The following is a 21,003-nucleotide window of genomic DNA, read 5'->3' as shown; positions in this document are numbered from 1 at the left end:
TGCTCGCCGCGCCCGCGGGGTCGCCCGACCGTCCCGCCACCGCCACCCGGCCACCGCCACCGCCACCGCCACCGCCAGGAAGGCTCGCATGTCCAGCCCTGACGCCGCCGTCGCCCGCACCGGGACCGACGACGCGGCCCTCCCGACCACGCCGTCGCCGCTCGACGCCGACGCCCTGCAGCGTGCGCTCGACGACGCGCTCGCGGCCGTCGCCGCCGCGGGCGACCTCGACGCCCTCAAGGCGGTGCGTGCCGAGCACGCGGGCGACCGCGGCGCGCTCGCGCTCGCCAACCGCCAGATCGGCTCGCTCGCGCCCGAGGACAAGAAGACCGCCGGCCGGCTCGTCGGGCCGCTGCGCGGACGCCTCAACCAGGCGCTCGTGGGGCGCCAGGCCGAGCTCGAGGCCGAGCGCGACGAGCGCGTGCTCGTCGAGGAGGCGGTCGACGTCACGCTCCCCACGGACCGTGCGCCGGCCGGCGCGCGCCACCCGCTGGAGACCCTCCAGGAGCGGATCGCGGACTTCTTCGTCGGGCTCGGCTGGGAGATCGCCGACGGTCCCGAGGTCGAGGCCGAGTGGTTCAACTTCGACGCGCTGAACTTCGGGCCCGACCACCCGGCGCGGCAGATGCAGGACACGTTCTACGTCGCCGGCGAGGGTGACGAGCCGTCGAACCTCGTGCTGCGCACCCACACCTCGCCCGTGCAGGCTCGTTCGCTGCTCGAGCGCGGCGTGCCGCTGTACGTCGCGTGCCCGGGCCGGGTGTTCCGCACCGACGCGCTCGACGCGACGCACACGCCGGTGTTCCACCAGGTGGAGGGTCTGGCGGTCGACGAGGGGCTGACGATGGCGAACCTGCTGGGGACGCTCGACGCGTTCGCGCGCGCGATGTTCGGCCCCGAGGCCCGCACGCGCCTGCGCCCGAGCTACTTCCCGTTCACGGAGCCGAGCGCCGAGATGGACCTGTGGTTCCCCCAGAAGAAGGGTGGGCCCGGCTGGATCGAGTGGGGCGGCTGCGGGATGGTCAACCCGGACGTGCTGCGCGCCGTGGGCGTCGACCCCGACGTCTACTCGGGCTTCGCGTTCGGGATGGGCGTCGAGCGCACGCTCATGCTCCGCCACCAGATCGCGGACATGCACGACATGGTGGAGGGCGACGTGCGCTTCTCCACCCAGTTCGGAATGGGGATCTGATGCCGTACGTCGCCCTCGACTGGCTCGGCGACCACGTCGAGCTGCCCGCCGGGCTCACCGCCGAGCAGCTCGCGGCCGACCTCGTGCGGGTCGGCCTCGAGGAGGAGGCGGTGCACGGCGCGGCCGTGACCGGCCCCCTCGTCGTGGGCCGCGTGCTCGCGCTGACGCCGGAGCCGCAGAAGAACGGCAAGACCATCAACTGGTGCCAGGTCGACGTCGGCACGCACAACGTGGACGGGGTCCCCGCCGCGGACGGCGGGCAGCCGCGCGGCATCGTGTGCGGGGCGCACAACTTCGCCGAGGGCGACCTCGTCGTCGTCGCGCTGCCCGGCGCCGTGCTGCCCGGACCGTTCCCCATCGCGAGCCGCAAGACCTACGGGCACGTCTCCGACGGCATGATCTGCTCGGCGCGCGAGCTCGGGCTGGGCGAGGACCACGACGGCATCATCGTCCTGCCGCGGCTCGGGTACGCCGCCGAGGACCTGACGCCCGGGCAGGACGCGGTCGCGCTCCTCGGGCTCGGCGACGAGGTCCTCGAGATCAACGTCACGCCCGACCGCGGCTACGCGTTCTCCTACCGGGGCGTCGCGCGCGAGTACGCGCACTCGACCGGGGCGCGCCTCACCGACCGCGGCCTGCCGCAGTCGCTGGGGGAGCCGCTCCCGGCCGCGACTCCCGACGGCTTCCCCGTCGAGGTCGACGACGCCGCACCGGTCCACGGCGTGCCGGGCTGCGACCGGTTCGTCACGCGCGTCGTGCGGGGGATCGACCCCGCCGCGACGACGCCCGCGTGGATGCAGCGGCGCCTGACGGCGTCGGGCATGCGCCCGATCTCGCTCGCGGTCGACGTGACCAACTACGTCATGCTCGACCTCGGCCAGCCCCTGCACGCGTACGACCTCGAGAAGGTGGCGGCCCCCGTGGTCGTGCGGCGCGCCGCACCGGGCGAGCGTCTCGTCACGCTGGACGACGTCGACCGCGCGCTCGACCCGCAGGACCTGCTCATCACGGACAGCCCCGACGGCACCCGCGCCTCGCGCGTGCTCGGCCTCGCCGGGGTCATGGGCGGCGCGTCCTCCGAGGTCGGTCCGACGACGACCGCGGTGCTCGTCGAGGCGGCGCACTTCGACCCCGTGTCGGTCGCGCGCACGTCGCGCCGGCACAAGCTGTCGAGCGAGGCCGCCAAGCGGTTCGAGCGCGGCGTCGACCCGCGCCTGCCCGCCGTCGCGGCGCAGCGCGTCGTCGACCTGCTCGTCGAGCTCGGCGGCGGCACCGCCGACCCGGCCGTGTCCGACCTCGACCGCGTGCCCGAGCCCGCGCCCCTGCACCTGCCGGTCGGTGAGCCCCGGCGGCTCGTCGGCGTGCCGTACACGCGCGAGCAGGTCGTCGGCACGCTGCGCGATCTCGGGTGCACCGTCGAGGACGCACCGGGTGGCGCGGACGTCCTGGCCGTCACGCCGCCGTCCTGGCGCCCCGACCTGACCGGCGCGGCCGAGCTGGTCGAGGAGGTGGCCCGTCTCGTCGGCTACGACACGATCCCGTCGGTCCTGCCCGCGGCACCCGGGGGCCGCGGCCTGACGCGCGAGCAGTCGGTGCGGCGGTCCGTCGCGCGGTCCCTCGCGGAGGCGGGTCTCGTCGAGACGCTCAGCTACCCGTTCGTCGGGACCGCGGAGCTCGACGCCCTGCGCCTGCCGGCGGACGACGAGCGCCGGCAGGCCCTGCGGCTGGTCAACCCGATCGCGGACGACCGCCCGCTGATGCGCACCGACCTGCTCAGCACGCTGCTCGAGACTGCGCGCCGCAACGTCGGGCGGGGCCTGCCCGACGTCGCCGTGTTCGAGATCGGGCTCGTCACCCGGCCCCGCGCCGGGGCCGGTGCCGCGCCCGCGCTGCCGCCCGCGGTGCGGCCCGCCGACGACGAGCTCGCGGCGCTCGCGGACGCGGTCCCGCACCAGCCGCGGCACGTGGCCGGCGTGCTCGTCGGGCACCGCGACCCCGCCGGGTGGTGGGGCGCCGGACGACCCGCGGACTGGAGCGACGCGCTCGCCGCGGCGCGCCTCGTCGCCGAGCGGGCCGGCGCGGAGGTCGTGGTGAGCGCCGACACCGAGCGCGCCCCGTGGCACCCCGGGCGGTGCGCGCGCCTGGCGCTCGCGGACGGGACGGTCGTCGGGCACGCGGGCGAGCTGCACCCCAAGGTGCTGGAGAACCTCGGCCTGCCGGCGCGCTCCGTGGCCTTCGAGGTCGACCTCACGGCGCTGCTCGCCGGGTCGGACGCCGCGCCCGTGGTGGCGACCCCCGTCTCCGCGTTCCCCGCGGCGAAGGAGGACCTCGCGTTCGTCGTCGACGATCACGTGAGCGCGCAGGCGCTGGGCTCCGCGGTCGCGGACGGCGCGGGCGAGCTGCTCGAGGACCTCACGCTGTTCGACGTCTTCACGGGCGAGCAGGTCGGGGCCGGGCGCAAGTCGCTCGCGTTCTCCCTGCGCCTGCGGGCGCCGGACCGCACGCTCACCGCCGACGACGTCGTGCGCGTGCGCGAGGGCGCGGTCGCCGCGGCGCGCGAGCGCGTCGGTGCGGAGCTGCGGGCATGAGCGCCGGGACGCCGGACGCCGCGGTGGGGGCCCCGGGGCCCGTCCCGGGCGCGCGGACCGCCCTCGTCACGGGGGCGTCGCGCGGGATCGGGCGGGCGGTCGCCGTCGGGCTCGCCGCCGCCGGGCTCGACGTCGCGCTGCTCGCGCGGGACGCGACGAGGCTGCAGGGCGTCGCGGACGAGGTCGCGGGCCTCGGCGACGGCGCGGGGCGCGCCGTCGTCGTCACCGCGGACGTGACCGACCCCGACGCCGTGGCCGCGGCCGCGACGTCGGTCGAGGCCGAGCTGGGCGGCGTCGACCTCCTCGTGAACAACGCCGGCCGCGTGGACGCCGAGGTGCCCCTGTGGGAGGCCGACCCGGACCAGTGGTGGGCCGTGCTCGAGACGAACGTCCGCGGACCGTTCCTGCTGGCGCGGGCGGTGGTCCCGGGCATGCTCGCGCGCGGCGGCGGCCGCGTCGTCGACCTCAACAGCGGTGCCGGCTCGCACGACTCCGAGGGCGCCAGCGCGTACAACGCGAGCAAGACGGCGCTCCTGCGGCTGGGCGCGAACATGCACCGGTCGGGGTACGAGCACGGGCTGCGCACGTTCGAGGTCGCGCCCGGCGTGGTGCAGACCGACATGACGGCGTCCATGGTCATGCACGCCGGTCGCACGGAGTGGACCCCGGTGGAGCGCACGGTCGAGATGGTCGTCGCGATCGCGGGCGGTGGGCTCGACGCCTTCTCGGGCTCGTTCGTGCGCGTCACGCACGACTCGCCGCAGTCCCTGCGCGCGGCGCTGGACGCCGCCGAGCGCGAGGGACGGGCGGTGCCCGGGCCGGACGCACGTCGCCTGCGCGTGACGCGCTGGGGCGAGGACGACCCGATGCCGGGCGAGCTGCCCCGGCGCTGAGCCGCGACCACTCCACCGCCGGCGGAACGAGGGCGTGCCTCCACGGGGTGCGCCCTCGTCGTGTACCCGACGTCACGGCGCCTGTAGTTGAACGTTCACCTATCCATCCCGCATCCTGGTGCTGGACACCTGACCAGGTCGAGCGGACGCTTTCGTCATACCTCGATCGGCGACGCCGAGGAGCGACGGACATGACGACACCTCCAGGCCGCGAGTGGAACGGTATGACCGTTCCGGACGCGGGGACGTACGTGCTCGACGACGCGCACAAGCGCATCGGGTTCTCCGGGCAGCACATGATGGTCTCGCCCGTGCGGGGGGAGTTCACGCGCGGCAGCGCGACGATCGTCGTCGGTGCGACCCGCTGGCGTCGGCCGTCACGGCGACCATCGAGGCGGCGAGCCTCACGACGCACCACCCCGACCGCGACGTCCACCTGCACAGCGCCGACTTCCTCGACGTCGAGCACCACCCGACCCTGGAGTTCCGCAGCACGGGCGTGCGGTGGCAGGGCGCGCAGGACGACGCGATCCTCGCGTGGGCGCGGCTGCGGAACCGCTCGCCCGAGCGCGCGACCGTCGCGGCCGGGCGCGTGGCGTCGGCCGAGCCGGGGCGTTTCGTGGTGAGCGGGCTGCTCACCATCCGCGGCGTCACGCGCCCGGTCGCGCTGCGGATGCAGTACGGCGGCGCGCGCCGCGACCCGTACGGCCGCGACATCTTCGGCTTCCACGCGACCGCGGAGATCGACCGGGAGGACTACGGCCTCGTGTGGAACGTCCTGCTCGAGACGGGTGGGGTCCTCGTCGGCAAGAAGGTGCAGCTCGAGATCGCGGGCGAGGCGATCCACCAGGACTGACGACGACGGCGGCCGGGCCGGCCCGCTAGCATGAAGGCGACCGACACGGGGTGCCCCGGGACACCGGGGCTGAGATCACACCCGTCGAACCTGCTCTGGCTCGTACCAGCGAAGGGATGTCCGCCGATGACGCTCGCCCCTGCACGCCGTGCCCCCGGCTCCTCCGGGCAGAACGGGCCCGAGCGGCCCTCCCGGCCCCGCGTCCTGTCGGTCGCCGGCACCGACCCGACGGGCGGAGCCGGCATCCAGGCCGACCTCAAGGCGTTCTGCGCCCACGGCGCGTACGGCATGGCGGTCACCACCGCGCTCGTCGCGCAGAACACCCACGGCGTGCGCAGCGTCCACGTCCCCGGACCGGCGTTCCTGCGCGCCCAGCTCGACGCGGTCTCGGACGACGTCGCGATCGACGCCGTGAAGATCGGCATGGTCGCGGACGAGCCGAACGCGCGCGAGATCGCGGCGTGGCTCGACGACCTCGTCGCGGCACGGCGCGCCGCCGGAGTACCTGCGCCGTACGTGGTGCTCGACCCCGTCATGGTCGCGACGTCGGGCCACCGGCTGCTCGACGTCGGCGCGGAGGACGCCGTGCGCAAGCTCGCCGCCCGAGCCGACGTCGTCACGCCCAACCTCCCCGAGCTCGGGGTGCTGGGCGGCGTCGCGCCCGCGGCGACGTGGGAGGATGCGCTGGCCCAGGCCCGGGCCTTCGCGGGCACGAGCGCCACGGCGGTGCTGCTCAAGGGCGGTCATCTGCGCGGCGCGACGTCCCCGGACGCGCTCGTCGAACCCGTGCCCGGCCGCGTCACCACGTTCGACGCCGAGCGCGTCGCGACGCGGCACACCCACGGCACCGGCTGCTCGCTCTCCGCGGCGCTCGCGGCCCTGCGTCCCCAGCGCGCGGGCTGGCCGGAGGCGGCGCGCGACGCGAAGTCGTGGCTGTCGGGCGCGCTGCGCGCCGGCGAGGCGCTGCGCGTGGGCGGCGGGCGCGGCCCCGTCGACCACCTGCACGCCCTCGTGCCGACGGGTCAGGCGGTGCGCACGCCCGCGCCGTCGGCGGCGGGGTAGACGCACTCGGTGCCCGGCGGCCACCAGCGCCACCGCGACTCGACCTGGTTCGCGCTCACGCCCGCGGGGCGCTGCGCGACGCAGCGGTTCTCGGCCTGGCGCACCCCGACGGTGAGGTAGTAGGCGACGAGAGCGCCGGTCAGCAGGACGACGAGCACGGTCACCGCGGTGCGCAGCGCGGGGGAGGGGCCGCCGTCCGAGCCGTCCTCCTCGCCCGGGCGGGGCGGGACCCAGCTCCAGCTCATGCCTGCGCTCCTGCCGTCGCCGGCGCGGCGGGGGCGTCCGGCTCGTCCGCGCCGTCGGGGAGCAGCAGCACCTTCCCGGTGGTCGCCCGGCCCTCGAGCGCGCGGTGCGCGTCCGCGGCGTCGGCGAGCGCGAAGCGCGCCCCGACCCGCACGTGCAGCGTGCCGCCCGCGACGGCGCCCAGCACCTCCGCGGCACGCTCGGTGAGCTCGGTGCGTGTCGCCGTGTGGTGGGCGAGCGTGGGTCGCGTGAGGAAGACCGACCCGGCCGCGTTGAGCCGCTGCGGGTCGAACGCCGGGACCTGGCCCGACGACCCGCCGAAGAGCACGAGCGTCCCGCGCCGGCGCAGGCTCGCGAGCGAGGCGTCGAACGTGTCCCTTCCGACCGAGTCGTACACCGCGGCCACGCCCTCGCCGCCCGTGAGGCCGCGCACGACCTCGGGCAGGTCGTGGGCGAGGTCGCCCAGCGCCGTGTACTCGATGACGTGCTCGGCCCCCGCGGCCCGCGCGAGCTCGGCCTTCTCGGGTGTCGAGACCGTCGAGAGGACGTGCCCGCCGCGCGCCACGACCATCTGCGTCAGCAGGAGCCCCACCCCGCCCGCACCGGCGTGCACGAGGACGTGGTCGCCGGGGCGCACGGGGTAGGTCGACGTGCACAGGTAGTGGGCCGTGAGGCCCTGGAGCGCGACGGCGGCCGCGTCCTCGAGCGCGACGCGTCCGGCACGTGCACCGCCTCGCGCGCCGCCACGACGACGAGCTCGGCGTACGAGCCGGGGGCCTCCGTCCACACGACCCGGTCCCCGACGGCGAACCGCGGGTCGCCGTCCCGGAGCTCGCCGACCGCGACCACCGTCCCCGCACCCTCGCTGCCGACGGCGTGCGGGTACGTCACCGGGTAGACGCCGGAGCGCTTGTACGTGTCGACGAAGTTCACGCCGGCCGCCGCGGTCCGCACGAGCAGCTCGCCCGGCCCCGGCTCCGGGTCGGGCAGCTCGCGGTACTCCAGGACGTCGGGGCCACCCGCCTCGCGGGCCACGATCGCGTGCATGGGCCCCAGCCTAGGGTCGGCGACCGCCGTCGGGTCGGGTCGCGTCGTGACGAGCAGGGCAGGTGCCGTGGCCGGCTGGGGTGGGCGGAGCGGGTGACGTGCTCGGACTGCCGCGCCGTCACCTCGACCTGTCGTCGCACCTTCTCGAGCGCGGCTCTGACGTCCTTCGCACATCACCCGCCCCGCCCGGTCTCGTCTCGCCCTGGTCTCGACGCAGGCCGTGCGGCGCCCCGTCGTACCGGCAGTCCGGCAGCGCGGCAGCCCGGCAGCCCGGCAGTGCGCGCCGCGCGTCGCCCTCGTCGCAACCGGCGCGCACGGCTGCGGCGAGCCCGTGCCGACTCAGGCCTCGACCGCGGTAAGCGGGAGCGACGCCACGGATCGCGCGCCCGGAAGCGATGCGGTCGAGACCGAGCAGGTGGGTGGGTATCCGGACGAGCGGCGGGGTCGGACCGTGTGCGAAGGGCGTCAGAGGCGCGCGCGAGATCGCGAGACAAAGGGCGGAAGGTGACGGCGCGCCAGCCCGAGCACATGGTGCGACCCGGCCGCGAACCCGACCACGTACGGCGGTCGGCCACGCACACTGCATAACTATGTATAGTTGTGCATATGACGGTCACAGTCGCGGTCGCGGGAGCGTCCGGGTACGCGGGCGGCGAGGTGCTGCGCCTGCTCGCCGGGCACCCCGACGTCGAGATCGGCGCGCTCACGGCGCACAGCAGCGCGGGGTCGCCCCTCGGGGCGCACCAGCCGCACCTGCGGTCGCTCGCCGACCGCGTGCTGCTGCCGACGACGGTCGAGCACCTCGTCGGTCACGACGTCGTCGTGCTCGCGCTGCCGCACGGCGCGTCCGGGGAGATCGCGGCGCAGCTCCCCGAGGACGTGCTGGTGCTCGACCTCGGCGCCGACCACCGCCTCGAGTCCGCGGCGGACTGGGAGCAGTTCTACGGCTCCGCGCACGCCGGCACCTGGCCGTACGGGCTGCCCGAGCTGCTGCTCACCCAGGACCCGGGCGCCGGCGCACGCGAGACGCGCCAGCGCGAGCGCCTCGTCGGCGCGCGCCGGGTCGCCGTCCCGGGATGCAACGTCACGGCCGTGACGCTCGGGCTGCAGCCGGGCGTCGCCGCAGGGGTCGTCGACGCGAGCGACGTCGTCGCGGTCCTCGCCAACGGGTACTCCGGTGCGGGGAAGGCGCTCAAGCCGCACCTGCTCGCCTCCGAGGGGCTCGGCTCCGCCCAGCCCTACGCGGTCGGCGGGAGCCACCGGCACATCCCCGAGGTCGTGCAGAACCTGCGCGCCGCCGGGGCGCCGCAGGTCCGGATCTCCTTCACGCCCACCCTCGTCCCGATGCGCGGGGGATCCTCGCCACGGTCAGCGCGCCGCTGTCGGCCGACGTCGCCCGGCTCGGCCCGGCCGAGGCGACCGCGCGCGTGCGGCAGGCGTGGGACGACGCCTACGTCGGGGAGCCGTTCGTCCAGGTGCTGCCGGAGGGGCAGTGGCCGAGCACGGCGATGACGCTCGGCGCCAACACCGCGCTCGTCCAGGTCGCCGTCGACCACGCGGCCGGCCGGGTCGTGACCGTGACGGCGATCGACAACCTCGTCAAGGGCACCGCCGGCGCCGCGGTGCAGTCCATGAACGTCGCGCTCGGCCTGCCGCAGACCGCGGGCCTCACCACCGAGGGGGTCGCTCCGTGACCGTCACGTCCCCGCAGCTTCCGGGCCGCCGGCGTCGCCGCCGGGCTCAAGTCCACCGGCGCGAGGGACGTCGCGCTCGTCGTCAACGACGGGCCGCTCGACGTCGCCGCCGCCGTCCTCACGTCGAACCGGGTGTTCGCCGCCCCCGTGGCGTGGACGCGCCAGGCCGTGAGCGACGGCCGGGCGAGCGCCGTCGTCCTCAACTCGGGCGGCGCCAACGCGTGCACCGGCCCCGAGGGGTTCGCCGACACCCACCGCACGGCCGAGCACGTCGCCGACGTGCTCGCGACGTCCGCGGGCGACGTCCTCGTGTGCTCGACCGGCCTGATCGGCGTGCGGCTGCCGATGGCGGAGCTGCTCGCCGGCGTCGACGCGGCCGCCGCGGCGCTCGACGACCCGGCGTCCGCGACGACCGGGGGCGAGGACGCCGCGCACGCGATCATGACGACCGACACGGTGGCCAAGACGGTGCACGTGGTCCGGGAGACCGCCGCGGACGTTTCGCCCGACGGCGCCGCGAGCTGGTCGGTGGGCGGCATGGCCAAGGGCGCGGGCATGCTCGCGCCCGGGCTCGCGACCATGCTCTGCGTCGTCACGACCGACGCCGCCGTCGACGCCGCGACGGCCGACGCCGCCCTGCGGGCCGCGACGCGCACGACGTTCGACCGCGTGGACTCCGACGGCTGCATGTCGACCAACGACACCGTGATCCTGCTCGCGTCCGGGGCCTCGGGCGTCGAGGTGGGGCTCGACGAGCTCACCGACGCGCTCACGCACGCGTGCGGCTCCCTCGCGCGCCAGCTCGTCGCCGACGCCGAGGCGCGAGCCACGACGTCGCAGTGACCGTGGTCAACGCTCCCGGTGAGGACGCGGCGGTCGCCGTCGCGCGCGCCGTGACGCGCTCCAACCTGTTCAAGGCCGCGATCTTCGGCAACGACCCGAACTGGGGTCGCATCGTCTCCGCCGTCGGCACCGTGCCGGAGGACGTCGCGCCGTTCGACGCGCTCACCCTCGACGTCTCGGTCAACGGCGTGCAGGTGTGCCGTGCCGGGGGAGTGGGCGAGCCCCGCGAGCTCGTCGACCTCGCCGCCGCGCGCGAGGTCCGCGTGGAGATCGACCTCCACGCGGGCGACGCGTCGGCCACCGTGTGGACGAACGACCTCACCCACGACTACGTCCACGAGAACAGCGCGTACTCCTCATGAGCGACCGGCCGACCTTCCCCACTCCCGACGACGACGCGTTCGACACGCGCACCGACCTGCGCCCCGACCAGAAGGCCGAGGTGCTCGTCGAGGCGCTGCCGTGGCTGCAGGAGTTCGCCGGCGCGCTCGTCGTCGTCAAGTACGGCGGCAACGCCATGGTCGACGACGCCCTCAAGGCCGCCTTCGCCCAGGACATGGTGTTCCTGCGCCGCGTCGGTCTGCGGCCCGTCGTCGTGCACGGCGGCGGCCCGCAGATCTCCGCGATGCTCGGCCGGCTCGGCATCGACTCCGAGTTCCGCGGCGGCCTGCGCGTCACGACGCCCGAGGCGATGGACGTCGTGCGCATGGTGCTCACCGGCCAGGTCTCGCGCGAGCTCGTCGGCCTCATCAACGCGCACGGCCCCTACGCCGTCGGCCTCTCCGGCGAGGACGGCGGCCTGCTGCGCGCGCAGCGCCGGCACGCCACGGTCGACGGCGTGGCCGTCGACGTCGGCCTCGTCGGCGACGTCGTCGAGGTGCACCCGGGCGCCGTGCAGGACCTGCTGGACGCCGGACGCATCCCGGTCGTGTCGACCATCGCCCCCGACCGCGACGACCCCACGCAGGTGCTCAACGTCAACGCCGACACCGCCGCCGCGGCGCTCGCGGTCGCGCTCGGCGCGAGGAAGCTCGTCGTGCTGACCGACGTCGAGGGCCTGTACACGTCGTGGCCGGACCGGGACTCGCTCGTCGCGCAGATCACGAGGACCGACCTCGCGGCCCTGCTGCCGTCGCTGCAGTCGGGCATGGTGCCCAAGATGGAGGCGTGCCTGCGCGCCGTCGAGGGCGGTGTGTCCTCCGCCACGGTCATCGACGGTCGCGTGCCGCACTCGCTGCTCCTCGAGGTCTTCACGACCGAGGGCAACGGGACCATGGTCGTGCCCGACCCGGCCGCAGGTGCCGCAGACCCGGCCGGAGGTGCCGCATGAACGACGTCGAGCCCGCGCCCGCCTCGCACGCCCCCGCGACGACGCCCGGATCGGTGCAGGAGTGGACCGACCGCTACACCCACGCCGTCATGGACACCTTCGGCCCGCCGCAGCGCGTGCTCGTGCGCGGCGAGGGCGCGTACGTCTGGGACGCGGACGGCCGGCGCTACCTCGACCTGCTCGCCGGGATCGCGGTCAACGCCCTCGGGCACGCGCACCCCACGCTCACCGCCGCCGTCAGCGCGCAGCTCGGCACGCTCGGCCACGTGTCGAACTTCTTCGGCACCCCGGCGCAGATCGCGCTCGCCGAGCGCCTGCTCGCGCTCGCGGACGCGCCCGACGGGTCCCGCGTGTTCTTCACGAACTCGGGTACCGAGGCCAACGAGGCCGCGTTCAAGATGGCGCGGCGCAACGACGACGACGGCCGCCGCACCCGCGTCCTCGCGCTCGAGGGCGGCTTCCACGGCCGCACGATGGGTGCGCTCGCGCTGACGAGCAAGGCCGCGTACCGGGAGCCGTTCGAGCCGCTACCGGGCGGGGTCGAGCACGTGCCGTTCGACGACGTCGCGGCCCTCGAGGAGGCGTTCTCCGACGCGGCCGTCGCCGCTCGCGGCGGGGTCGCGGCGCTCGTCGTCGAACCCGTGCAGGGGGAGGCGGGCGTGCGCGCGCTGCCCCCGGGCTATCTCGCCGCCGCGCGCGAGCTCACCGCGCGGCACGGCGCGCTGCTCGTCCTCGACGAGGTGCAGACGGGCGTCGGGCGGACGGGATCGTGGTTCGCCTACCAGCAGCCGGAGATCGGCGGCGGGGTCGTGCCCGACGTCGTCACCCTCGCCAAGGGGCTCGGCGGCGGCTTCCCCGTCGGCGCCGTCGTCGCGTACGGCGAGCGCGCCGCGACCCTGCTCGGGCGCGGGCAGCACGGCACGACGTTCGGCGGCAACCCCGTCGCGGCCGCCGCGGCGCTCGCGACGCTCGGCGTCATCGAGCGCGACGGCCTGCTCGAGCACGTGCGCACCGTCGGTGCGCTGCTGCGCGACGGCATCGCGGCGTCGGGCAACCCGCTCGTCGCCGGCGTGCGGGGTCGCGGGCTGCTCCTCGCGGTGCAGCTCACGCGGCCCGTTGCGGCAGACGTCGCCCGCGCCGCGCTCGAGGCGGGCTTCGTCGTCAACGCCGTCGCGCCCGACGCGATCCGCCTCGCCCCGCCGCTGATCCTCACCGCCGACCAGGCGCGCGACGTCGTCGCGTTCTTCGCCGGCCTGCGCCTGCCGGGCACGAGCCTTGGCTCGACCGGCACCACCGACACCACCGAGACGAGGGACTGACCCGATGGCCACGCGGCACTTCCTGCGCGACGACGACCTCACGCCCGCCGAGCAGCGGCAGGTGCTCGAGCTCGCGCTCGCGTTCCGCGACGACCGCACCTTCCGCCAGCCGCTGCGCGGCCCGCAGGGCGTGGCGGTGCTGTTCGACAAGCCGACGCTGCGCACCCAGCTGTCCTTCTCGACCGGCGTCGCGGAGCTCGGTGGCTTCCCCGTCGTCGTCGACGGCCGCCTGGCCCAGATCGGGATCCGCGAGTCGATCGCGGACACCACGCGCGTGCTCGAGCGTCAGGTCTCCGCGATCGTGTGGCGCACCCACGGCCAGGACCGCATCGAGGAGATGGCGGCCCACAGCGGCGTCCCGGTCGTCAACGCGCTCACCGACGACTTCCACCCGTGCCAGGTGCTCGCCGACCTGCTGACGGTCGCCCAGCTGCGCGGCGGCACGGGCGCCCTCGCCGGCCAGACGCTCGCGTACGTCGGCGACGGGGCGAACAACATGGCGCACTCCTACCTGCTCGGCGGCGCCACCGCCGGGCTGCACGTGCGCGTCGGGACGCCCGACGGCTACCCGCCGGCGCCCGCGATCCTGGCCGACGCCCGGCGCGTCGCGGCCGGGACGGGCGGCTCCGTGCTCGTCACCGCCGACCCCGCCGAGGCCGTGGCCGGCGCCGACGTCGTCGCGACCGACACGTGGGTGTCCATGGGCGACGAGGACGAGGCCGCCGAGCGCGCCCTGCCGTTCGTGCCCTACCAGGTGGACGACGCGCTCCTCGCGCACGCGAAGGACGACGCGATCGTCCTGCACTGCCTGCCCGCGTACCGCGGCAAGGAGATCTCGGCCGACGTCCTCGACGGGCCGCGGTCGGCCGTGTGGGACGAGGCGGAGAACCGCCTGCACGCGCAGAAGGCGCTGCTCACGTTCCTGCTGGAGCACGCGTGAGCACCCCCGCGGCCGCGGTGCCCCACCCGGAGGCCGGCGCCTCCGGGCGGACCGCACCGGCGACCAAGGCGGCGCGGCACGCCCGCATCGCCGAGATCGTGCGCCGCACCGCCATCCACTCGCAGGCCGAGCTCGCCAAGGCGCTCGCCGCCGACGGCGTGAGCGTGACCCAGGCGACGCTCTCGCGCGACCTCATCGAGCTGCGCGCCGAGAAGGTGCGCGGCGCGTCGGGAGCCCTCGTCTACGCCGTGCCGGGCGAGGGCGGCGACCGCACCGTGCAGAGCGTGGAGTCGCCCGAGTACCTCGCCGCCCGCCTCGCCCGCCTGTGCTCGGAGATGCTCGTGTCGGCGGAGGCGTCGGCGAACCTCGTCGTCCTGCGCACCCCGCCCGGCGCGGCGAACTACCTCGCGTCGGCGATCGACCACTCGGTGCTGCCGGGCGTGCTCGGCTGCATCGCCGGGGACGACACGATCCTCGTCATCGCGCGCGACCCCGACGGCGGCGCCGACCTCGCGCGCCGCTTCCTGGACCTGTCCGGCCCGGGCGCCTGAGCGGGCGCGACCAGCAGTCCGCCGACCCTGCCACACTGAACCGCAGACCCCTCGTACAGAAAGAGATCGTCATGACTGAACGCGTCGTGCTCGCCTACTCGGGCGGCCTGGACACCTCCGTCGCCATCGGCTGGATCGCGGAGGCCACGGGTGCCGAGGTCGTCGCCGTCGCGGTCGACGTCGGCCAGGGCGGCGAGGACCTCGAGGTCATCCGCCAGCGCGCCCTCGACTGCGGCGCCGTCGAGGCCTACGTCGCCGACGCGCGCGACGAGTTCGCCGCCGAGTACTGCATGCCCGCGCTGCGCGCCAACGGCCTGTACCTCGACCGGTACCCGCTCGTGTCCGCGATCTCCCGCCCGGTGATCGTCAAGCACCTCGTGCGCGCGGCGCGCCAGTTCGGCGCGACGACGGTCGCCCACGGCTGCACCGGAAAGGGCAACGACCAGGTCCGCTTCGAGGTCGCGACGACCTCGCTCGCGCCCGAGCTGAAGTCGATCGCCCCCGTGCGCGACCTCGCGCTCACGCGCGAGAAGGCGATCGAGTACGCCGAGAAGCACTCGCTGCCCATCGCGACGACCAAGCACAACCCGTTCTCGATCGACCAGAACGTGTGGGGCCGCGCCGTCGAGACCGGCTTCCTCGAGGACATCTGGAACGCGCCGACCAAGGACGTCTACAACTACACGGACGACCCCACGTTCCCCCCGGTCGCCGACGAGGTGATCGTCACGTTCGAGCAGGGGATCCCGGTCGCGCTCGACGGCATCGCCGTCACCCCGCTGCAGGCCATCCAGGAGATGAACCGCCGCGCGGCGCCCAGGGCGTCGGACGGATCGACATCGTCGAGGACCGCCTCGTCGGCATCAAGTCGCGCGAGGTCTACGAGGCGCCGGGCGCGATCGCGCTCATCGCCGCGCACCAGGAGCTCGAGAACGTCACGCTCGAGCGCGAGCAGGCCCGCTTCAAGCGCGGCGTGGAGCAGCGCTGGACCGAGCTCGTCTACGACGGCATGTGGTTCAGCCCGCTGAAGAAGTCGCTCGACGTGTTCATCGACGACACGCAGCGCTACGTCTCCGGCGACGTCCGCCTCGTCCTGCACGGGGGCCGCGCGACCGTGACGGGCCGGCGCTCCGAGGCCAGCCTGTACGACTTCAACCTCGCGACCTACGACGAGGGCGACTCGTTCGACCAGTCGCAGGCCCGGGGCTTCATCGAGATCTACGGCCTCACCGCCAAGCTCGCCGCCGCGCGCGACGAGAAGTTCGGCAACGGCGTGGACTTCGGCACCGGACGGCTGTGAGGGTGCCTACGGTGTCCTCACCCCCCACCTCGGCTGCGGAGAGAATCGATGACTGACACCAACGCCCCTGCTGAGCCGGAGCGCGTGAGCCTGTGGGGCGGGCGGTTCGCCGGCGGCCCGTCCGACGCGCTGGCCGCGCTGAGCAAGAGCACGCACTTCGACTGGCGCCTCGCGGGCCAGGACATCGCCGGGTCGAAGGCCCACGCGAAGGTCCTGCACGCGGCAGGCCTGCTGGACGACGAGGAGCTCGACGGCATGCTCGCCGCGCTCGACCGGCTGCGTGACGACGTCGCCTCGGGCGTGTTCGTCGCGGCCGACGACGACGAGGACGTGCACACCGCCCTCGAGCGCGGCCTCATCGAGCGGGCGGGCCCGGAGCTCGGCGGCAAGCTGCGTGCCGGACGCTCGCGCAACGACCAGATCGCGACGCTCACGCGCATGTACCTGCGCGACGAGGCCCGGACGATCGCCGGGCTCGTGCTCGACGTCGTCGACGCGCTCGTCGAGCAGGCCGCGGCGCACCCGGGCGCCGCGATGCCGGGCCGCACGCACCTGCAGCACGCGCAGCCCGTGCTGCTCGCGCACCACCTGCTCGCGCACGCGTGGCCGCTGCTGCGCGACGTCGACCGCCTCGTCGACTGGGACGTGCGCGCCGCGCGCTCGCCCTACGGCTCGGGGGCCCTCGCGGGCAGCTCGCTCGGGCTCGACCCGGCCGCCGTCGCGGCCGAGCTCGGCTTCGACGGCCCGGTCGAGAACTCGATCGACGGCACGGCCTCGCGCGACGTGGTCGCGGAGTTCGCGTTCGTCTCCGCGATGCTCGGCGTCGACCTGTCGCGCCTCGCGGAAGAGGTCATCCTCTGGGCGACGAAGGAGTTCGGCTTCGTGCGCCTCGACGACTCGTACTCCACGGGGTCGAGCATCATGCCGCAGAAGAAGAACCCCGACGTCGCCGAGCTCGCGCGCGGCAAGGCGGGGCGGCTCGTCGGCGACCTCACCGGCCTGCTCACGACCCTCAAGGGCCTCCCGCTCGCCTACAACCGCGACCTGCAGGAGGACAAGGAGCCGGTCTTCGACCAGGTCGACACCCTCGAGGTGCTCCTGCCGGCGTTCTCCGGCATGGTCGCGACGCTGACCTTCGACACCGAGCGCATGGCGTCGCTCGCGCCGCAGGGCTTCTCCCTCGCGACCGACGTCGCCGAGTGGCTCGTGCGCGAAGGCGTGCCGTTCCGCGTGGCCCACGAGGTCGCCGGGGCGTGCGTGCGGACGTGCGAGGAGCGCGGGATCGAGCTGTGGGACCTGTCGGACGACGACCTGGCGACCATCTCGGAGCACCTGACGCCGGGCGTGCGCGACGTGCTGAGCGTCGAGGGCTCGCTCGCCTCGCGCGACGCGGTGGGCGGCACCGCGCCGGCACGGGTCGCCGAGCAGCTCGACGCGGCGAAGGAGCGCTCGGCGGAGTTCCGCTTCTGGGCGCAGGGCTGAGCACGGTGCTCGACCCCGCGACGGACCTCCGGGCCGGCGCGCTCGCACCGCCCATGGCCGGGGCGGTGCGCGCGTGAGCGTCGGCCCGGAGGTCCTCGCGGGTCTGGTGCGCCGCGTGCACGCCGCGGTCCCGCGGCTGGGGCCGGCGCCGGAGCGAGGAGCAGGACGTGCGACGGGCGCGGCGCCCGGGGTGCGCCTCGTCGTCGTCGACGGCCCCGCGGGCGCGGGCAAGACGACGCTGGCCGCGCAGCTCGGCGCGGCCCTGCCCGCCCAGGTGCTGCACATGGACGACCTCTACGAGGGCTGGAACGGCCTCGAAGGCGCCTGGGATCGGCTCGACGCGTGGGTGCTGCAGCCGCTCGCCGCGGGTCGGCCGGGGCGCTACCGCCGGTTCGACTGGGAGCTCGACCGCTTCGCCGAGTGGCACGACGTGCTCCCCGCGCCGTACCTCGTCGTCGAGGGGTGCGGGGCCGCGCGCCGGGAGGCGGACGCGTCGCGTCGCTGCGCGTGTGGGTCGAGGCCCCGGACGACCTGCGGTTGCGGCGCGGCCTCGACCGCGACGGCGAGGACGCCCGCGAGCACTGGCTCGCGTGGATGGAGGCCGAGCGCGACCACTACGCGCGCCACCGCACGCGCGAGCGCGCGGACGTCCGGCTCGACGCGTTCGGCCGCCCGGTCGCGTGACCGGGGGCACCCCGGGTCCGCGGGGCCCCGGCGTACCCTGTCCGGGCGAGCAACCAGCGGCAGGAGGCGGCATGACGGGACCGAGCAGCGCGGCCGGGCACGGCGCGGCCGCCGTCGGGCCCTGGGACGTGCCCGGGCGCGGCTGGTACGCGCGGGACGTCCACGAGGTGGCGCACGACCTGCTCGGAGCCTTCCTCACCCGGCGCAGCGCGGAGGGCGACGTCACGCTGCGCATCACCGAGGTCGAGGCGTACGACGGCGAGCGCGACCCCGGCTCCCACGCGTACCGCGGACGTACCGACCGCAACCGCGCGATGTTCGGCGAGCCGGGGCACCTGTACGTCTACCGCCACCTGGGGCTGCACCACTGCGTGAACGTCGTGGCGGGGCCCGTGGGCCGCGCCTCCGCGGTCCTGCTCCGTGCCGGCGAGGTCGTGGAGGGTGCCGGGCTCGGGCGGGCGCGGCGCACCGCGACGGGCCGGTGCGACTCCGACCGGCAGATCGCGCGCGGGCCGGCGCGGCTCGCCGTCGCGCTCGACCTCGACCTGCGGCACTACGGTGCGGAGCTCACGGACCCCGACGGCGAGCTGGTGCTGTACCGGCCGGCCGGGCTGCTGCGCCCGCCGGTCGCGACCGGCCCGCGCGTCGGCGTCTCCGGCGACGGGGGCGACGGCGCGCTCTACCCGTGGCGGTACTGGCTCACCGGCGACCCGACCGTGTCGGCGTACCGCAGGGTGAGCGCCCGCGCGCGATGAGGGTCGCGACCGCTCCGCACCGCCCGGTCGAGGGCAGGGCCGGTGGCCCGGCGAGACCGGTGCGGTCACCGGGCCCGCGGCACGGCACACTAGGACGGCGGTCCGCACGGGCCGCCCGCGCGCGCCGAGGACCGGGTGCCTGACGAAGGAGTGGTAGTGGACGACGTTCTCGACGAGCTGCAATGGCGGGGCCTGGTGGCGCAGTCCACCGACGAGGCCGCGCTGCGCGCCGCGCTGGCCGAGGGCCCGATCACCTATTACTGCGGCTTCGACCCGACGGCCCCGAGCCTGCACCACGGCCACCTCGTCCAGCTCGTGGTGCTGCGACACCTGCAGCGCGCCGGTCATCACGCGGTCGCGCTCGTCGGCGGCGCGACGGGCATGATCGGCGACCCGCGACAGTCGGGCGAGCGGGTGCTCAACACCAAGGAGACGGTCGCCGAGTGGACCGAGCGCCTCCAGGCACAGGTCTCCCGGTTCCTCGACTTCGAGGGCGACAACCCGGCGCGCCTGGTCAACAACCTCGACTGGATCTCCGGCCTCTCGGCGATCGACTTCCTGCGCGACGTCGGCAAGCACTACCGGCTGGGCACGATGCTCGCGAAGGACACGGTCGCGCGCCGGCTGCGCTCCGAGGAGGGCATCAGCTTCACGGAGTTCAGCTACCAGATCCTCCAGGGGATCGACTTCCTCGAGCTGTACCGCCGGCACGGCGTGACGCTCCAGACGGGCGGCAACGACCAGTGGGGGAACCTGCTGTCCGGGGTCGAGCTGGTCCGCAAGACGGAAGGCGCCGCCGTCCACGTCCTCACGACGCCGCTGATCACCAAGGCCGACGGCACGAAGTTCGGCAAGACCGAGGGCGGCGCCGTGTGGCTCGCGCCGGACATGATGAGCCCGTACGCGTTCTACCAGTACTGGCTCAACGCGGCCGACGAGGACGTGGTCGGGTGGCTGAAGATCTTCACCTTCCGGTCGCGCGAGGAGATCGCCGAGCTGGAGGCGGCGGTCCGGGAACGACCGGGAGCCCGCGAGGCGCAGCGCGCGCTCGCGAACGACGTGACCACCCTGGTGCACGGTGAGGACGCGACCGCGGCGGTGGTCTCGGCGAGCCAGGCCCTGTTCGGGCGCGGCGAGCTCGGCGCGCTCGACGAGGGCACGCTCGGAGCGGCGGTCGCGGAGCTGCCGCGCACGTCGGTGCGGAGCGGCGACCCGGTCGTGGAGCTCCTCGTCGGGTCCGGGCTCGTCGCCTCGAAGGGGGCGGCTCGTCGGGCCGTCGCCGAGGGCGGTGCCTACGTGAACAACGTGAAGATCACCGACGAGGACGCGGTCGTGACCGCCGACGACCTGCTGCACGGCCGGTACGCGTTGCTGCGTCGCGGGAAGAAGACGCTCGCGGTCGCGGTCGCGGCCGACTGAGCGCGGCGCGTCGGGACGGGGAAGGGGAGCCGGAGGGCCGTGCGTCACGCCGCACGGCCCTCCTGGCCCGTCGGTCGCCGCGCGCGGGCCGGCGAGCAGGCTGCCGTCGGAGAGTGCGGGGGAGCGTCCTCGGCAGCCCGGAGGCGCGAGATCCTGCGGATTTGGCAGCCGGTCACCGCCCGTGTAGTGTTCTCGACGTTCGCCCGGCAGGGAGGAACGGACACCACGGGTCAGCTCCTCGGAGCGAACGAAGGTGGCTGGTCCCCCGGGCGGTCCCCACACCTCATCGCAGGGCGTTGTCCGCCCTGTCGGGTGTCGTGCGGGCGCCGGAGACAACCGGCCTCTCGACGCCTTGTCCACACGGACGAAGTTGGAGAAGCCGGAGCGGCTCTGGTAGAGTGAAGAGGTTGCCCCAAGCGAGGTTGGGCCGGTTGGTCTGGCTGAGTTGGTGTGTGTCGGTTGTTTGAGAACTCAACAGTGTGCTTGTTAGTCAATGCCAAATTTTTTGTCCTCGTTGGCATGGCTGGCTGGTTGCTCCCGTCCGGGGGTGGTGGTTGGTCGTGTCTGGGGATTCCTTTGGTTAATTTCGGAGAATGATCGTCGGATTGTTTTTCGTGTAGCCAGTTTTGTGAACTTTCGGGTTCGCTTCGTATGGATTGTCTGCTGCCGGCTGTGTGTTGGTGGTGGGCGTTGTTCTTTTACGGAGAGTTTGATCCTGGCTCAGGACGAACGCTGGCGGCGTGCTTAACACATGCAAGTCGAACGATGAAGCCCAGCTTGCTGGGTGGATTAGTGGCGAACGGGT

At 74.8% G+C, this 21,003-nt stretch carries 14 protein-coding genes, 1 rRNA gene, 4 pseudogenes and 1 riboswitch; of the genes and pseudogenes, 17 read left to right on the top strand and 2 right to left on the bottom strand.

Features of this window, described 5'->3' with window-relative positions:
• The first annotated feature begins 88 nt into the window (after nucleotides 1-88).
• The 5 genes from pheS (at nucleotide 89) to thiD (ending at nucleotide 6,591) form a co-directional block, all read left to right on the top strand.
• Complete coding sequence (pheS, locus tag BJF88_RS12650; protein WP_075829066.1) at nucleotides 89-1,192, top strand: phenylalanine--tRNA ligase subunit alpha; 1,104 nt, start codon at nucleotides 89-91, stop codon at nucleotides 1,190-1,192.
• Nucleotides 1,192-3,780: a phenylalanine--tRNA ligase subunit beta gene (gene pheT, locus BJF88_RS12645; protein WP_075829065.1), complete on the top strand. Its 2,589-nt coding sequence runs from the start codon at nucleotides 1,192-1,194 to the stop codon at nucleotides 3,778-3,780. The genes pheS and pheT overlap by 1 nt, the downstream gene beginning before the upstream one ends.
• Nucleotides 3,777-4,673, top strand: coding sequence for an SDR family oxidoreductase (locus tag BJF88_RS12640; protein WP_075829064.1), 897 nt, complete (start codon nucleotides 3,777-3,779; stop codon nucleotides 4,671-4,673). The genes pheT and BJF88_RS12640 overlap by 4 nt, the downstream gene beginning before the upstream one ends.
• Nucleotides 4,674-4,887: 214 nt before the next feature.
• The gene (locus BJF88_RS12635; RefSeq protein ID WP_369824597.1) at nucleotides 4,888-5,529 is read left to right on the top strand and encodes a YceI family protein; all 642 of its coding nucleotides are present in this window, start codon (nucleotides 4,888-4,890) and stop codon (nucleotides 5,527-5,529) included.
• Between the two features lie 36 nt (nucleotides 5,530-5,565).
• Nucleotides 5,566-5,663: riboswitch (TPP riboswitch) on the top strand.
• Complete coding sequence (gene thiD, locus BJF88_RS12630; RefSeq protein WP_075829063.1) at nucleotides 5,656-6,591, top strand: bifunctional hydroxymethylpyrimidine kinase/phosphomethylpyrimidine kinase; 936 nt, start codon at nucleotides 5,656-5,658, stop codon at nucleotides 6,589-6,591. It overlaps the preceding riboswitch by 8 nt.
• Here the strand turns inward: thiD and BJF88_RS12625 are convergent.
• Both BJF88_RS12625 and BJF88_RS12620 read right to left on the bottom strand, forming a co-directional pair.
• Nucleotides 6,552-6,836: a hypothetical protein gene (locus BJF88_RS12625; RefSeq protein WP_075829062.1), complete on the bottom strand. Its 285-nt coding sequence runs from the start codon at nucleotides 6,834-6,836 to the stop codon at nucleotides 6,552-6,554. The genes thiD and BJF88_RS12625 overlap by 40 nt on opposite strands.
• Nucleotides 6,833-7,881, bottom strand: a pseudogene (locus tag BJF88_RS12620) (quinone oxidoreductase). Before BJF88_RS12620 ends, BJF88_RS12625 begins: the two are co-directional and overlap by 4 nt.
• A gap of 606 nt (nucleotides 7,882-8,487) precedes the next feature.
• On the opposite strand from BJF88_RS12620, the pseudogene argC reads away from it, so the two are divergent.
• The 12 genes and pseudogenes from argC to BJF88_RS12560 form a co-directional block, all read left to right on the top strand.
• Nucleotides 8,488-9,575: pseudogene (gene argC / locus BJF88_RS12615) on the top strand (N-acetyl-gamma-glutamyl-phosphate reductase).
• A gap of 12 nt (nucleotides 9,576-9,587) precedes the next feature.
• Nucleotides 9,588-10,780: pseudogene (gene argJ, locus BJF88_RS12610) on the top strand (bifunctional glutamate N-acetyltransferase/amino-acid acetyltransferase ArgJ); the annotation flags it as partial.
• Nucleotides 10,777-11,748 carry an acetylglutamate kinase gene (argB, locus tag BJF88_RS12605; protein ID WP_075829061.1) on the top strand — a complete coding sequence of 324 codons (972 nt, stop codon included), beginning with the start codon at nucleotides 10,777-10,779 and terminating at the stop codon, nucleotides 11,746-11,748. The pseudogene argJ and the gene argB, both read left to right, overlap by 4 nt.
• Entirely contained in the window at nucleotides 11,745-13,067 is a 1,323-nt protein-coding gene (locus BJF88_RS12600) for an acetylornithine transaminase (protein WP_075829060.1), read from the top strand. Before argB ends, BJF88_RS12600 begins: the two co-directional genes overlap by 4 nt.
• 4 nt (nucleotides 13,068-13,071) lie before the next feature.
• On the top strand, nucleotides 13,072-14,007 hold the full coding sequence (gene argF, locus BJF88_RS12595; RefSeq protein WP_075829059.1) for an ornithine carbamoyltransferase: 936 nt from the start codon (nucleotides 13,072-13,074) through the stop codon (nucleotides 14,005-14,007).
• Nucleotides 14,004-14,558 carry an arginine repressor gene (locus BJF88_RS12590; protein WP_075829058.1) on the top strand — a complete coding sequence of 185 codons (555 nt, stop codon included), beginning with the start codon at nucleotides 14,004-14,006 and terminating at the stop codon, nucleotides 14,556-14,558. The genes argF and BJF88_RS12590 overlap by 4 nt, the downstream gene beginning before the upstream one ends.
• A gap of 71 nt (nucleotides 14,559-14,629) precedes the next feature.
• Nucleotides 14,630-15,858, top strand: a pseudogene (locus BJF88_RS12585) (argininosuccinate synthase).
• 48 nt (nucleotides 15,859-15,906) lie between these two features.
• Nucleotides 15,907-17,340 carry an argininosuccinate lyase gene (gene argH, locus BJF88_RS12580; protein ID WP_075829057.1) on the top strand — a complete coding sequence of 478 codons (1,434 nt, stop codon included), beginning with the start codon at nucleotides 15,907-15,909 and terminating at the stop codon, nucleotides 17,338-17,340.
• A gap of 507 nt (nucleotides 17,341-17,847) precedes the next feature.
• Nucleotides 17,848-18,024 carry a hypothetical protein gene (locus tag BJF88_RS23680; protein WP_369824596.1) on the top strand — a complete coding sequence of 59 codons (177 nt, stop codon included), beginning with the start codon at nucleotides 17,848-17,850 and terminating at the stop codon, nucleotides 18,022-18,024.
• Between the two features lie 71 nt (nucleotides 18,025-18,095).
• Nucleotides 18,096-18,779 (top strand): DNA-3-methyladenine glycosylase, encoded by a 684-nt coding sequence (locus BJF88_RS12570; protein WP_075829056.1) that lies wholly within the window; start codon nucleotides 18,096-18,098, stop codon nucleotides 18,777-18,779.
• A 156-nt stretch (nucleotides 18,780-18,935) separates the two neighbouring features.
• On the top strand, nucleotides 18,936-20,198 hold the full coding sequence (gene tyrS / locus BJF88_RS12565) for a tyrosine--tRNA ligase (protein WP_075829055.1): 1,263 nt from the start codon (nucleotides 18,936-18,938) through the stop codon (nucleotides 20,196-20,198).
• Nucleotides 20,199-20,895: 697 nt separating this feature from the next.
• Nucleotides 20,896-21,003 (top strand): 16S ribosomal RNA (locus BJF88_RS12560); the annotation flags it as partial.

It is taken from the genome of Cellulosimicrobium sp. CUA-896, from assembly GCF_001942335.1.
In the GTDB taxonomy this organism is placed as follows: Bacteria; Actinomycetota; Actinomycetes; order Actinomycetales; family Cellulomonadaceae; genus Cellulosimicrobium.
The sequence above is the reverse complement of the archived record's forward strand: the minus strand, read 5'-3'. Positions and strand labels throughout refer to the sequence as shown.

What these genes read in the sequence shown, in the direction of transcription:
- pheS (WP_075829066.1), top strand. Translation starts at nt 89, where the DNA reads ATGTCCAGCCCTGACGCCGCCGTCGCCCGCACCGGGACCGACGACGCG.
- pheT (WP_075829065.1), top strand. Translation starts at nt 1,192, where the DNA reads ATGCCGTACGTCGCCCTCGACTGGCTCGGCGACCACGTCGAGCTGCCC.
- BJF88_RS12640 (WP_075829064.1), top strand. Translation starts at nt 3,777, where the DNA reads ATGAGCGCCGGGACGCCGGACGCCGCGGTGGGGGCCCCGGGGCCCGTC.
- thiD (WP_075829063.1), top strand. Translation starts at nt 5,656, where the DNA reads ATGACGCTCGCCCCTGCACGCCGTGCCCCCGGCTCCTCCGGGCAGAAC.
- BJF88_RS12625 (WP_075829062.1), bottom strand. Translation starts at nt 6,836, where the DNA reads ATGAGCTGGAGCTGGGTCCCGCCCCGCCCGGGCGAGGAGGACGGCTCG.
- argB (WP_075829061.1), top strand. Translation starts at nt 10,777, where the DNA reads ATGAGCGACCGGCCGACCTTCCCCACTCCCGACGACGACGCGTTCGAC.
- BJF88_RS12600 (WP_075829060.1), top strand. Translation starts at nt 11,745, where the DNA reads ATGAACGACGTCGAGCCCGCGCCCGCCTCGCACGCCCCCGCGACGACG.
- argF (WP_075829059.1), top strand. Translation starts at nt 13,072, where the DNA reads ATGGCCACGCGGCACTTCCTGCGCGACGACGACCTCACGCCCGCCGAG.
- argH (WP_075829057.1), top strand. Translation starts at nt 15,907, where the DNA reads ATGACTGACACCAACGCCCCTGCTGAGCCGGAGCGCGTGAGCCTGTGG.
- BJF88_RS12570 (WP_075829056.1), top strand. Translation starts at nt 18,096, where the DNA reads ATGACGGGACCGAGCAGCGCGGCCGGGCACGGCGCGGCCGCCGTCGGG.